A 13,355-nucleotide genomic window follows, 5' to 3' on the forward strand; every position below is an offset into this window, starting at 1 on the left:
TATTTCAGAATATACTATTTCTCTAATTAATCTTCCTTATGAATGCCAATCACCTTCCGAACCTCTACACTATTACCGGCTCCCATAAGGATCGGACAATTTTTTGCAATTTTTACCGCATCATCAAAATCTTTTGCATAAATGATAATAAAACCTGCAAGCGATTCTTTAGTTTCTACATAAGGACCATCTGTAATGATCATATCTGATTGAATGACTCTGCCTTCTGTAGACAAAGCAGTTCCAGATTTAAACTTTTTTTCTGCTACAATTCCATTGATCCATTCTTGGTATTGTAACATGTAGACTTGCAATTGTTCGGGTGATGGTTGTACATCTTTTGTGAGTATATCCAAACGCATTAGAATTAAATATTCTTCCATTATCTACTTTCCTTTTTTTTATTTGTATTTCTATGAATAAATTTCAAAACCCTCGTTTCATATTCTGATTGGTTTGTTTCCCATATCGATCCATGAGATCCCAAATCGGGAAACCAAACTTCGCTCGGTCCCGAATATAGTTTTGTTAGCGACATCGAATGTTTGTAAGGCACAACTGAATCTTTTTTGCTATGAATGATCAATAGAGGCACATTCCTAGCCAAAGGTAAAGAATTTTCGGGACTCAGTAGTGTGTCAAATTTTCCTCGAATCAACACTAACTCTATGAGCGATTGAACCATCCAATTCGGTAAACTAGCAGACTCGGGCGAATCCAAAATCAACCGTTGAAAACTTAACATAGGATTTTCTAAGATGATTCCCTCCACTTCTTCCAAAAAAGGAAGCGAAATTAATATCGAAGACGCTCCAACAGAAGAACCCATCATTAGAATATGATTATATTTTTTTGAAAGATATAAATATGCAGATAATACATCTCTTGATTCGCGATTTCCAAAACTTAAACCAGGAAATTGACAAGGTGCCTCACCATGACAAGATAAATCAAAACTAAGAACATCAAATCCTTGTCGGAGATAAAAGGGAATCATCCGAGTAAGTTCTCGCCGGTCTGCCCCTCCCCCATGCACCAGAAGAATCACTCCTTTTTTTAATACTATGCCGTTATCATATGCAGGTACCAACCATCCAGGCAAATCATAACCGTTCACGGAATGTATCGACACCTCTTTAAATTCAAATTCTTTTGTTAGGCGGATGTTTCCACAAAATTTTCCCCAAAGTTTCTCTCCTTCAAGACTACACTCCATAAAGTCTTTTGTGATTCCTTTCCATTTAGGAAACAAAATCTGATTGCTTGCCTGCCAAATTCCAATGATGAAAAAAGAGAGAAGCAGTATAATCACCATGACTGAGATGAATCCTATCCACCGAACCTTTAGCCATTTTCCAAGCAAGTGTTGTAACCTAATTAATTTTTCTGGCATAGAGATCTCCTTACTCTCTATAGCAATTGAAGATTCAAAAACTGGACAAGTTCCAACAAAAACGCGAATAAATTTAAAATAAAATGGGAGAAATTGGAAAGTTCGTTTTCAAAGGGAAAGGTTTCTGGTAGAGAGAAATTTGCGACCTTCCCACAAGCCACTCCCCTCCACCCTAACTCGGGCGAGGGATTGTGGATTCACAATTGAATTATGTCTCATTATATGATCATTCGGACACATATTTTTGCTGCGAACCTAAAACCTTGGTCCGTGTCCTAAATTTTATTTGGCTTCTTCACCATTTAATAACACTTTCTGAATTTGGATTTTATGAAAATCCTCTCCCCTCGTATCATATGGATTTTTATCCAATATGACCATATCAGCCCATTTACCAACTTCAAGACTGCCCAGTTTATCTTTCATTCCTATCTGATAAGCACCATTAACTGTCATTGCTCGAATTGCTTCTCGATTGGTAATTGCTTCTTTTGCACCAAGAATTCTTCCAGATTTCGTTTTCCTTGTAATTGCAGTTTGCATCAAACTAAAAGCATCAGCCGGAAACATAGGACTATCTGCGTGCAAAGTTGGATAAAGATTGTTCATAAATGAACTCTTTACAGGTAAAATTAAATTTGCTCTAGTCTCGCCGAGTAATGAATCCTGTAGAACATCTCCATAATAATAAAGATGGTTAATATGAAAACTCGGAGTTATGCGATTTTTTTTCATTGTTGGCAAGTTTTCTATTGGTAACAACAAACAGTGCTCTACTCTAAATGGCAGTTTACTAGTAACAGATTCTACTTTTGATAAAGCGGTCAGCACTTCTCGATTGGACTTATCTCCTTGGGCATGTACGGAAACTTGCCAACCTAAATCAGAATATTTTTTTGCAAGATCAATTATCTCCAATTCGGTTAAATGAGAATTACCATTGCTCCCTGGAGCAATTCCCATTTTTTCAGTGAGAGAATTATTCAAATAAGGATCATCTAGATACATACCTCCCATATAGGGTGAACCATCATGCCATAATTTGATACCTAAGATTTGAAAATATGGATCTGAACTATCAGGTTTTCCTGGAAGATATTTCAGTTCATCTTTTACTAAATAAAAAAATTGCCTGATTCTTGGTTTAAAATTCTTAGAGGCAGCAATTTTTGCAAATAGTGGCGGCACATTATAACCCAATGACGCAACGGATGTAAATCCCGAATGCAATAGATTATCCAGTGTTAAAGTATACCGATTATATATTCTAAGGGGAGATTTCAACCTTTCCAAAAAAGGGCCAGCGGCTGCCGACTCTACTATGTATCCAGTAAAATCTCCTTCCGAATCTCTTTCGTAATATGACCCGTTTCCTGGATCTTTTGATGATCGTGAAAGTCCAATTTCTTCAAATGCCTTGGTATTTGCCCAAAATGAATGTATCGATTGAGCAATAATAAAAATAGGATGATCTACCGAAAGCTCATCTAATTTTTTTCGAGTAGGGATTTGCAAATCCGGGACAAGCGCCGGATCGAGACCCATTGCATAAATCCATTCTCCTTTAGGTGTCTTTTTTACGGCTTCCCGTAAGGATCCCCAAACTTCTTCATTGGATTTATTTTTAAAACCGCTAACGTCAACCATACCACTAAATAACGCACTTAAAGTCGGATGTTCATGACTGGCTATAAAACCTGGTAAAAGTGTTTTTCCTTCTAAATCGTGAAGAATTGTATTTTTGTCCTGGTGTTCGAATACTTCCTTTTTGGTTCCTACTGCGATTAGAATTCCATCTCGAATCGCAATGGCTTCGACAATTTCATCTAAGTCGTTAACAGTTAAAATGGTTCCATTATAATAAATAAAATCTGCCTTCTCTGTATTTTTACCACCGATGGAAACTGTGAATAGAAAAATTAAAACTAAGGTTCGAAGTTTTGACATTAGCTTCATTCCATTAGTCACATAAAAGAATGCAATGATATAATTCCTTCAAATACATTCTTTCTTTTGGATTTTTTTACTTTCATGAAACATAGAAGTTAAAAAACAAATTTTCAATTGCTTACTTAATTGTAACGAGTATCGATTTGACTAAAGTTTTGGTTAAGGTATTGTATTTCTTTAGGATCCCAACTTTAACTCACCTAACGAATAAGCCAATAAATTACGACAATGGTAATTGAAGAAAATTAATTAGCGAAGCTTTATCACTTTGGTTTAGTTAGTTCTCTAAAATGAAAAAATAAAAACAGATCCAATCTACTATTTGTGTTTAACTGTAAATGACATTCCCTTTTCAAGTATAGAAATTTTGCCAAAATCAATGAAATTAATTTGATTCCGTTCCCCTCCTTTCCCACATCCTAAGAATTTTCCGAAGTAACCCGTATCAAATTACCTTCATTTATGATTCCGAACTAACTCTTTGGGGCGAGTCCCCAAACTCTCCTCCGTGATACAAAATTATTTTTTGATTACGAAACAAAGTTGTTTCCTTGGGGCCGGGCTATCCAGGGCTTCGGTCGCAAAGCGACCGCTACGCGCCCTTTCTATCCCTCTCGCAAGATCATAACCAACAAACCTCCAAAAATGGTTTTTCAATCTTTCGAATCTCTTCGAATTCCAAAATCTTTTTTGCATTTTTTAGAGTAATATCAATATCATCCCAACCGTTTCTAATCCGATTGATAGAAGCAGAATCCAATTCGAAATTGAATGATTGATCCCCCGCTTGCACTTCCAACGTTTCCAAATTGATTTGAATGAGTGTTCCCGAATTTTTAGAAACCCATTCATTCAAATATTGAATCTCTTCTTCTTTCAAACGAATGAGTGCAATTCCATTTTTTGCAGAATTAATGGAGAATATATCAGCAAAGGAAGGTGCCAAAATTGCTTTGAATCCAAAATCAGCAAGTGCCCAAGGTGCATGTTCCCTACTCGAACCACAGCCAAAATTTTTACCAGCGATGAGAACACTAGCATTCCTAAATCCATCCTGATTCAAAATAAATTTTGGATTGGGAATCTTTCCTTCTAAATCCAAATACCTCCAATCGTAAAACAAATGTTTTCCGAATCCCTTTTTATCGATCAATTTCATAAATTGTTTAGGTAGTATTTGGTCCGTATCGATATCCTCTCTTGGGATGGATACAACCACTCCCTTATGGATTGTCCAATTTCTCGCGCTCATACCAATTTCCTCACATCTGTAAATTTTCCAGTCACTGCCGCAGCCACCGCCATAGAAGGACTTACCAAATGTGTCCTTCCACCTCTACCTTGTCTTCCTTCGAAGTTACGGTTAGAAGTAGACGCACATCTTTCTCCCGGTTTTAATATATCGTCGTTCATCGCAAGACAAAGCGAACAACCAGGTTCTCTCCATTCAAATCCTGCTTCTAAAAAAATTTGATCCAAACCTTCACATTCTGCCTGACGTTTCACTCTACCAGAACCGGGCACCACCAATGCTTGCACTCTTGGATGAACTTTTTTCCCTCTGGCAACTTCGGCCGCAGATCGTAAATCTTCAATCCTTGAGTTGGTACAAGAGCCTATAAACACCTTATCGATGTTAATCTCAGAAATAGGAGTTCCCGGTATTAAATCCATATACTCCAATGCATTCTTTGTAGTTTCTCTTTCTTTTTTCTCTTGGATATCATCCGGATTTGGGATCACTCCTTCGATGGATAAAGACTGAGAAGGATTTGTTCCCCAAGTGACTTGAGGTTCAATTTTTGAAATGTCCAATTCGATCATCGCATCAAAATGTGCATCTGTATCAGTATAGAATGTTTTCCAAAATTCGACTGCCTCTTCAAAACTTTTTCCTTTTGGAATCAGTTTTCTATCTTTCAAATAATCAAATGTGATTTGGTCTGGTGCGACAAGACTTGCCCTTGCGCCTGCTTCGATACTCATATTACAAAGAGTCATTCGACCTTCCATAGAAAGAGAACGAATCCATTCCCCTGTATATTCCATTGTGTATCCTCTTCCGCCTGAAGTTCCAATCTTTGCAATAAGGGCAAGGACGATATCTTTAGCAGTGATTCCATATCCAGGTGTACCAACAAAATGAACTAACATCGATTTTGTTTTAGCTTGTTTAAGAGTTTGTGTCGCAAGCACATGTTCCACTTCACTTGTCCCGATTCCAAATGCTAAAGCACCAAAGGCTCCATGCGTTGCCGTATGTGAATCTCCACATACGATGACCGAGCCGGGGATAGTAAATCCTAACTCAGGACCAACTACATGCACAATCCCTTGTTCAGGATCTTCCGGGCCAAACAAATGGATTCCGAAATCTTTGCAGTTTTTCTCCATTGTATCAATCTGTAAACGAGAGATAGGGCCAGCTGCATCTCTGTTTTTACGATCTCTTGTAGAAACATTGTGATCCACCACGCCAAACGTGAGATCTCTCCTTCTAACATTTCTGTTTTTAGTTCTTAATCCTTCGAATGCTTGGGCAGAAGTCACTTCATGTAGGATATGACGATCCACATATAAAACCGTTTCCGAATCTGAATTTTCTAAAATCCTGTGACTTTCCCAGATTTTGTCGTATAGAGTTTGTCCCATATTTCCCTCTTGGTAAATACGATATCAAATTTCATACTATAATGCAAATAAATTGGTTTTATAAATACTATAACTAAAACTTATATGTATTTATGGAATTCAGACAGATCATTTATTTTCTGGAAATCTCAGATTCGGGCACATTCCAAAAAGCAGCATCACGACTCGGACTCACACAACCCGCACTCTCGAGACAGATCTTTCTTTTGGAAAAGGAATTAGGTGTCACCGTTTTAGAAAGAGGTGGAAGGTCTGTTCGACTCACACATGAAGGCGAAAGATTTTATCACTATTCAGTACGTATGAAAGATTTATGGGAAGAAATACAAAACGGCTTCGCAAAAGAGAATGAACTGAAAGGGAACTTTTCTATATCTGCAGGTGGAACAGTTTCTGCTTGGATCTTACCTCAAATCTTAAAAGAGATACTAAATAAGAAACCAGGACTTTCTCTTTCTGTACGGGAAGGAGATGCATCCGAAACTAAGGACGCAGTTTTAAAGGGAGAAGTAGATCTTGGGATTTTGACTGGTCCTATTGCAGAACCCAGTCTGAATGTTTTGGAATTTTTATCCGATAGAATTTTTCCTGTCGCCGCGAAAGACCATCCCATTTTTCTAAAAAAGAAGATTCGAATCGAAGATCTAAAAAAACATTCTTTTGTTTTCTTCCATCCAGGTTCTGCCCTCAGGAAAGCCGTTGAGAAAAAAATCAAATCTTTCTCAAAGGAATTCGGTCCTAAGATAAATATGGAACTCAGAAGTGTAGAGTCTGTAATCAAATCATTGGAAGCGGGTCTAGGAATTGGTTTTTTATCAGAATATTCTATTAGTTCTAAACTAAGAAAAATTAAATTCGAAGACTGGAACGTAGAAAGGAAATTTTATCTCTGTTATCGTAAAAAATCAGGACCGGGACTTGCAATGCTCGCAGAAGAAATTTTGAGATCAGGGGAAAAATGGGAATCCGTAAAGGATCCTTCTTTCAATTAACAAAAAGAAGGTGATAAAATCGATACTAACTCGAATTCAGTCATAATAATGAATTAATATATTTGTTTAAGTTTGAATCCTGTTATAGATTGATAAAGTATCCAAAACAAACTACTACTTCAAAAATTAAATCGATAGTTTGCTCCGAGTTGAACATAACTCAAAATCGTCTTCGAATCATAGAAAATTGGAATTAATATTTGGGGTCCATAAATTTTTAGTAAAATTTGGGACGGATCCGAATTTCCCCCACCTTCGTTCTCTGTGATATACCCTGACTTTAATTTGTTATTTAGAGTCATGTTACTTGCTTCTATGAATAATCTGAAATCACCTTTGATCTTTGTAGAGAATTTCACATTCACTTCGGTTCCAGTAGATTTCCATTGGTAATCTAAGCCATATTGATTGTATCGAAAAGGTGAGGCGTCCAAGCGGAACTCGTTACTTCGAAACGAGGAAGGGCCTTGCATATCTAAATGTAAAATCTGTCCTTGTAAGGTGAACCTTTCCAAAAATTTCCATTCGTATCCGATTCCAATACTATAACCTTTTAATGGATTATTTGTTTCCCTATAACTCACTCGGTTTGGATTCACACCTGTGGCGGTCATCCCTCCTACACTATCAACTTCTTGTATAGTCTTAGTCCAAATTCTTTCCACCCCTCCCACTATTTGAAAATCTAAAACTGGATGTGGATAAGGCGTAAAACCGAACCTGGTTGAAACTTTTTGAAACTTGGTTTCTCCGCTTCCTAAAAGCACATTGGCAGTTTTATCAGAAGAGGAAGTGGAAGAGCCATTCCCTCCTCCGTATGAAAGCGTCTGGATGCCACTTACATCAAAATTTCCTTTTGCTTCCATTCCACGAATCTCAAAGGTGAAACGGTTCCATGCATAAAACAAACGTGTTGTCCCACTTTGATTTTTACTTTTGTAAGGATTGGATTGCAATTCAGCTTGGCCACCGCTGCTAAAAAGTAATCCAGCATACTGAATGGATTGAAAGAATGGACGTAATTCCGATTGACTTTCACCACTACCGAATCCCAAGGAACCTTCCAGATAATGTCGTTTCGCATTCGAAAGTTGTTCCTCTCTATTTTTTTGTTTATCTTCTTTAACTTTGAATTTCTCGTTTTCCTGTTTTTGTTTTTCCGCTAATTCTTTTTCCTCTTTGATTTTCTTTTCTTTCTCAGCAATCTCAGATTCTTTTTTTAAATTAGCAGATTCGGTCGCCCTTCCAAATGAAACCTTTAAAATCACAGACTTCGAAAATACTTTTGTATTACCGTCTACTAGTTTGATCGTCACGGAATCCTTATCTTGGGCTAGGATCTTACCTTCCCACTTTTCCCCTGACTTAAGTAGAATCGTTTCACTACGAAGCGAAAAATTTAAAAACAGAAAAGCTGCAAACAGAATGGATGTGATTTTTTTCATAGTTTTGGCCAGTTCTTAACTGGTACCGGAGAATCTTAACACAAGAATTAAATTCTGCAATTTCATTAAACAATTTAGAGATCAATTTCGTAAGAAAATTTCTTGACCAAAATAACAGAATGATTCTAGGAAATTGTGCTTTCATTTGTTAATAAACTAAAGTCGATTATCTTGTCGAATCACCTAGGTTTAAGTCCTCATCGATTAAAAAAAATTAAATCTCATCCAAGAAATTTTAGATTTTAAAAAAGTGATTTATCTCTATCAACGTTACGAACCCAAACAAAAAACTAATGGAGAAAGAAAAAATATTTTAATTCCCTACGATCCGCTCTATCGATCCAATAAAATCAAATAGTTTTGGAATTAGGCTCCTTACTTTGTGTGCGATTTGCGAGGAAGTGAAAACTTAATTCTAAATAAGGAAATCTTTCAAAACCAAGCTTTCAAAAATATATGCGGAACTGATAATTCAATAAATAATTTCGGTGACCAAATCTCATATGTCATTTGCAAAGTACTTGCCCGTAAGCTTACTTCCCATGTAATCAACGAATGCGCAAGAAACTCTGGATTTTCGTTTTGATTCTCAGTGTTCTCTTTTCTTTATTAGCGGAAGTTATCTCAGGGTTTGGCGGATTTGCCAGCGCTTTCTCTGCAATCGAATTGGGATCGGGTTCATTGCCCGCAGCGAGAGTGGGAGGACCTTTCGTTTTTACGATCCTTTTTGTATTTCTGTTTCTATTTGTCCTGTCGATTCTTTCTTTACTCACTTTCTCTGGAATACTGGGGCTAATCAAAGGGCTATTCCTAGGAGTAACCTTAGGCCTGCTAGTTGATTATATAAGCAATCGAAAAAAATTCAAACCAAACGATCCTGCCATCATTCGTCTTTGGGCAGGTCGTGGCGCAGCATTTATGTTTGTGTTCGTAATCTGGGTTGGTATTATAAACCCATTGCTCTCTCAACTCGGAACAAAACCAATCGACTTTTTAAGCGCAAAAGATATTGTAGGGATTTTTTCTACTACGGGAATTTTTGTCTGCATATTCTTTGCTCTTATCGGTGTTATGCGATATTACTGGTCACGGGAAAATAAAGATTAAGATTAAAAATTCATGAGTCCAAAACCTAGCAAGAACTTGGTAATACCAGCTTCTGCCAAGGACAACTTAGCTTGGGCGAGTCCCCAAAGATTTGATTCCCTTTCCAAAATGGATGCGAAACCACTTACCATCTGATCAAGAATTTGGGGTCGGGCTATCCAGGGCTTCGGTCGCGATTGGCGACCGCTAACGCGCCCTTACTATCCCTCTCGCAGTAAATTGTCCCAACAAAACTCAAAACGATTATAATAATTGCAATTACGAATTGTAGCTCACCTACAGTTAAATATATGAGCACAAAGCCTATGCACCCCTTTATAGCAACTGAAAGTTATAGTGTCGTTGCTGAATGTTGGAAATTGACAAGTGGAGGAAAATAATATGAAAGCTTCAAACAAAAATATACTTTATGTTTTCCTCATGTTGTTTTTGGTTTCTTTTGCGCCTAACTGTGTTTCTGTACAAGGAAATTATGCATTTCTTTCGGAAAAGGAAAATAAAAATTCCATTCTAGAGATCATTCAGTCCCTAGAATTCCTTTCTTATCCACTATACGCCAATCATGCGCTTCACTACATAATTTTATAAACTCATTAAAAAACACAATTGAGCGGAAATTCAGACTCAAGATTTCGCAAATAATGCTTGTATCGCGGGTTTGATTTAAATAATCAAACTGATTGATCTAATGTTTGTTTTCAAAAAAACGTTATGTTCGTTAGGAATAGTTTTATGCACATTTTAAATTTCAACCTAAGTATAAAGGGGTTTCTTCATTTTTTCTCCTACACCATATTTCAAATTCAAACGTGCCTTCAAATCCCTGGAACCTATTTCAGAAAGTATCGTTGGACACTAACCAACAATCTAACTCTTGTTTACATTCTAGTGACCATATTAAACTGTGTTTCAGCTGCCAAACCAACGCCAAAACCAAATTTAACTCAAATGGTAAAAACTGGTGATTGGAAATTAACACAAGATTTCCTCGAAAAGAATCCAAGTAGTGTCGATTCTATTAATGAAAATGGCGGGAGAGCCATACACGAAGCAGTTCGATTAGGCGACGCGAAACAAACAAAAACATTAATCCAGTTCAAAGCCAATGTAAATGTAAAAAACAATGTTGGTATGACTCCGTTACATATCGCAAGTTTACACGGATATACCGATTGTGTTAAGGTCTTGTTAGATGCTGGTGCATTACCTAACGAAAAAGATAAAAAAAATAAACTGCCAATACACTATGCTGTATCCAATACAACTGGAAATATCAATGTATTAAAACTATTATTAAAACATGGTTCGTTAATTGACCCGAAGGATCACAAAAAAGAAACACCTTTAATTTATTCGATTAGAAAGAAAAATTTTCAATTCGCAAAGTATCTTCTAGCGAATCAGGCATCGATACATGTGGTAGACGAAGATGGGTTCAGTTTATTACATATACTTGCATTAAATGGCAATCTGGAATTATTGAAAATCATAGTCGAATTAGGTGTAAATCCAAACACATTAATAGAAAAAGGAAACTTAACCCCGCTTCACTTTGCTGCTATGAATGGACATTTAGAATCCTTACATTATCTTTTAAGTAAGGGAGCAAATCCAGACATTCAAGATGATACTGGTTACACAGCACTTCACTATGCTGTAAAGGAAGGAGATTTGGAAACTGTTACTGCACTCTTGCGCAAAAAAGCAAATCCTAATCTAAGAGCGATTGATGGTTTCCCTCCTCTCTTTATTGCCGCACAAGAAGGTTATGGAAACATCGCTAAGAAATTATTGGAAAATCAGGCAGAACCGAATCTGCAAGGATACGATAAAAGAGCAGCCATACATAAAGCAAGTTTTGAAGGGCATCTAGAAGTTGTAAAAGTATTGTTAGAATACAAAGCGAATACTGAAATTCGAGATAAATTCGGTTGGACCCCACTAATCTCTGCATCCAGTGGTGGTCAGTTAAATGTCGTTCAATTGTTACTAGAACATAAAGTAAACTTGAATGCAGTCTCTGACCACAAAACTACATCTCTCTATTCTGCAGCTGCGGAAGGACATACCGATGTTGTAGAGGCTTTATTGGATGCAGGGGCCGCAATAGATTTACCTGATACGGTTTCACCAATAGATGTTGCCAATGCTTATGGCCACCACCAAATAGCTGAGCTAATTCGAAAAAGAGGAAAGTAAAATGCAAAAATGTGCTGATTTCCAAATTTTGTGATCCACAATTATTTTTAAGATGAATGACGAAATGGGTGTAGATCTGACTTTACTTCTTTGGAACAGCGGAGTCGCCATTTTAGCAGTATCAATTGTTTGTTACCTAGCAAGTTTTCACCAAACCATACTTTTAATTTTTGTAATGGCTTTATCTTTGGTAGCCGGATTTCAATTTACCAGTGCTTCTTCTCATAATCCGATTCAAACTATGGGTTTTATCAAATTCATCTTGCTTCTACCTTTAGGTTTAGGAGCTGTCTTGGTATTTATTAGTTTAACTGAAGTTACTCAACAAAGATTTCAGCTTTGGTTTTCCCATTATATCAATTTTGCTGTTTTGACCAATATTTTTGTTATGGTCTTTGCTCCCTCTGGTGATACCTTTCGTGGCCATTTGAGTCGCCTAGTTTGTCTGACTCTTTTTCTTTGGTTACTTCAGGAAATGAGAAAAGTTCGTTTCCAAACAACTCAATTTGATCATAAATTTTTTATCTTTCGATCCTCTCCTTTGCGATGGATCTATTGTCATGCTGCTTACCGAATTGCACTTTTATCACTTCCTTCATTTGATAGTATCCAATACCTTCTCTTAGAACCTTTGAGCCTTATCGTCATGGCTATCTTGTATCGTTTTCATAAAAAACGTAACGAAATTCATTTTTATTTTGGTTATGCGGACACAATCGTAGTCACCACCTTAACCGTACTCACACGATATCCGATTTTACCTCCGTTCAAAATCAATGGACCGTATTACACAAACCTACCGCAAAACCAATGGGACATGCTATTTATTCCCATTCAACTTATAGTGATAGTCTTTGGAATAAAGGAGATATTTAAAAATATTAAACTCTTACGAATAACAAAGTTTTGACATACTGATAGGTTAAAAATAATAGGATTGGAATCCAATTTCCAAGGATTTCCATGATTCCATTCTTTGGATCGAAGTTCCAACCTCTCGGGTAACCCAACTTGCTAACCAGGTAAAATGTAAGCTATAGGGATAGAATCTCCATTTGTCTCGTTTCCCAATGAAATCTTACATATGTTTGTATAACTTACAATACAATAACCTCATATACTAAAATTGCTTTTGATTTACCTTTAACGATAACTAGGTCTATTTCTCGGATAGCAAATCCATCATAAATTGAATATCTGTTTTCAATCTGCTTATATGTAGTTTCTGAAATAAGAATCGAACAACCGTAATGTTTCGTTAATCCTTCAATTCTTGAGGCAAGATTGACATTATCTCCGATCACAGTGTAATCCAATCGGCGATCGGAACCTATGTTTCCAACAATTGCATCCCCGGTGTGAATCCCTATACCAACTTGCAAATTGCCACTGGCTTCTTCTAACTTTTGATTTATTTTTTCCATTTCGCGAACCATTTCAACAGCTGTCTTTACTGCACGGAGAGCATCATCGTGCATCTTAAAAGGAGCTCCAAAAACGGTCATAATCGCATCACCGATAAACTTGTCGATAGTCCCATTAAATTTAAAAATTACATCAGTCATTCGAGATAAATATTCATTTAGAAAATGAACTACTTCTTCCGCAGACCTTTGT

At 36.7% G+C, this 13,355-nt stretch carries 12 protein-coding genes (1 of these 12 running past the window's edge); 5 read left to right on the top strand and 7 right to left on the bottom strand.

The window, feature by feature from the left end; translation table 11 throughout:
• Positions 1-26: 26 nt before the first annotated feature.
• The 5 genes from EHQ31_RS06310 to leuC all read right to left on the bottom strand — a co-directional run bounded on the left by EHQ31_RS06310 (position 27) and on the right by leuC (position 5,995).
• A complete protein-coding gene (locus tag EHQ31_RS06310) occupies positions 27-383 on the bottom strand; it encodes a YciI family protein (RefSeq protein ID WP_135570593.1) in 357 nt (118 codons plus the stop codon).
• Positions 383-1,393: an alpha/beta hydrolase gene (locus tag EHQ31_RS06315; protein WP_244247277.1), complete on the bottom strand. Its 1,011-nt coding sequence runs from the start codon at positions 1,391-1,393 to the stop codon at positions 383-385. The genes EHQ31_RS06310 and EHQ31_RS06315 overlap by 1 nt, the downstream gene beginning before the upstream one ends.
• 282 nt (positions 1,394-1,675) lie before the next feature.
• Positions 1,676-3,340: an amidohydrolase gene (locus tag EHQ31_RS06320; RefSeq protein WP_167481637.1), complete on the bottom strand. Its 1,665-nt coding sequence runs from the start codon at positions 3,338-3,340 to the stop codon at positions 1,676-1,678.
• A 625-nt stretch (positions 3,341-3,965) separates the two neighbouring features.
• Complete coding sequence (gene leuD / locus EHQ31_RS06325) at positions 3,966-4,595, bottom strand: 3-isopropylmalate dehydratase small subunit (protein WP_135570597.1); 630 nt, start codon at positions 4,593-4,595, stop codon at positions 3,966-3,968.
• Positions 4,592-5,995, bottom strand: coding sequence for a 3-isopropylmalate dehydratase large subunit (gene leuC / locus EHQ31_RS06330; protein WP_135570599.1), 1,404 nt, complete (start codon positions 5,993-5,995; stop codon positions 4,592-4,594). The genes leuD and leuC overlap by 4 nt, the downstream gene beginning before the upstream one ends.
• Positions 5,996-6,087: 92 nt before the next feature.
• Between leuC and EHQ31_RS06335 the strand changes: the two genes are divergently transcribed.
• Complete coding sequence (locus EHQ31_RS06335) at positions 6,088-6,987, top strand: LysR family transcriptional regulator (RefSeq protein ID WP_135570601.1); 900 nt, start codon at positions 6,088-6,090, stop codon at positions 6,985-6,987.
• Between the two features lie 119 nt (positions 6,988-7,106).
• Here EHQ31_RS06335 and EHQ31_RS06340 read toward each other — a convergent pair whose 3' ends face one another.
• Entirely contained in the window at positions 7,107-8,432 is a 1,326-nt protein-coding gene (locus EHQ31_RS06340; RefSeq protein WP_135570603.1) for an LA_0442/LA_0875 N-terminal domain-containing protein, read from the bottom strand.
• A 555-nt stretch (positions 8,433-8,987) separates the two neighbouring features.
• Here EHQ31_RS06340 and EHQ31_RS06345 point away from each other — a divergent pair.
• From EHQ31_RS06345 to EHQ31_RS06360, 4 genes are all read left to right on the top strand, one after another.
• Positions 8,988-9,539, top strand: coding sequence for a hypothetical protein (locus EHQ31_RS06345; protein ID WP_135570606.1), 552 nt, complete (start codon positions 8,988-8,990; stop codon positions 9,537-9,539).
• Between the two features lie 381 nt (positions 9,540-9,920).
• Positions 9,921-10,127: a hypothetical protein gene (locus tag EHQ31_RS06350; RefSeq protein ID WP_135570607.1), complete on the top strand. Its 207-nt coding sequence runs from the start codon at positions 9,921-9,923 to the stop codon at positions 10,125-10,127.
• Positions 10,128-10,271: 144 nt separating this feature from the next.
• Positions 10,272-11,738: an ankyrin repeat domain-containing protein gene (locus EHQ31_RS06355; protein ID WP_135570609.1), complete on the top strand. Its 1,467-nt coding sequence runs from the start codon at positions 10,272-10,274 to the stop codon at positions 11,736-11,738.
• A 64-nt stretch (positions 11,739-11,802) separates the two neighbouring features.
• Complete coding sequence (locus EHQ31_RS06360) at positions 11,803-12,648, top strand: hypothetical protein (RefSeq protein WP_244247278.1); 846 nt, start codon at positions 11,803-11,805, stop codon at positions 12,646-12,648.
• A gap of 187 nt (positions 12,649-12,835) precedes the next feature.
• Here EHQ31_RS06360 and EHQ31_RS06365 read toward each other — a convergent pair whose 3' ends face one another.
• A protein-coding gene (locus EHQ31_RS06365; protein WP_135570612.1) for an adenylate/guanylate cyclase domain-containing protein crosses the window boundary here: on the bottom strand, positions 12,836-13,355 show its end. It continues 713 nt past the right edge of the window; only the last 520 of its 1,233 coding nucleotides appear in the window; the start codon falls outside the window, past its right edge; its stop codon occupies positions 12,836-12,838.

This window comes from Leptospira montravelensis (assembly GCF_004770045.1).
Classification (GTDB): domain Bacteria; phylum Spirochaetota; class Leptospiria; order Leptospirales; family Leptospiraceae; genus Leptospira_A; species Leptospira_A montravelensis.

What these genes read in the sequence shown, in the direction of transcription:
- EHQ31_RS06340 (WP_135570603.1), bottom strand. Translation starts at nt 8,432, where the DNA reads ATGAAAAAAATCACATCCATTCTGTTTGCAGCTTTTCTGTTTTTAAAT.
- EHQ31_RS06355 (WP_135570609.1), top strand. Translation starts at nt 10,272, where the DNA reads ATGCACATTTTAAATTTCAACCTAAGTATAAAGGGGTTTCTTCATTTT.
- leuC (WP_135570599.1), bottom strand. Translation starts at nt 5,995, where the DNA reads ATGGGACAAACTCTATACGACAAAATCTGGGAAAGTCACAGGATTTTA.
- EHQ31_RS06320 (WP_167481637.1), bottom strand. Translation starts at nt 3,340, where the DNA reads ATGTCAAAACTTCGAACCTTAGTTTTAATTTTTCTATTCACAGTTTCC.
- EHQ31_RS06335 (WP_135570601.1), top strand. Translation starts at nt 6,088, where the DNA reads ATGGAATTCAGACAGATCATTTATTTTCTGGAAATCTCAGATTCGGGC.
- EHQ31_RS06360 (WP_244247278.1), top strand. Translation starts at nt 11,803, where the DNA reads ATGGGTGTAGATCTGACTTTACTTCTTTGGAACAGCGGAGTCGCCATT.
- leuD (WP_135570597.1), bottom strand. Translation starts at nt 4,595, where the DNA reads ATGAGCGCGAGAAATTGGACAATCCATAAGGGAGTGGTTGTATCCATC.
- EHQ31_RS06310 (WP_135570593.1), bottom strand. Translation starts at nt 383, where the DNA reads ATGGAAGAATATTTAATTCTAATGCGTTTGGATATACTCACAAAAGAT.
- EHQ31_RS06315 (WP_244247277.1), bottom strand. Translation starts at nt 1,393, where the DNA reads ATGCCAGAAAAATTAATTAGGTTACAACACTTGCTTGGAAAATGGCTA.
- EHQ31_RS06350 (WP_135570607.1), top strand. Translation starts at nt 9,921, where the DNA reads ATGAAAGCTTCAAACAAAAATATACTTTATGTTTTCCTCATGTTGTTT.
- EHQ31_RS06345 (WP_135570606.1), top strand. Translation starts at nt 8,988, where the DNA reads ATGCGCAAGAAACTCTGGATTTTCGTTTTGATTCTCAGTGTTCTCTTT.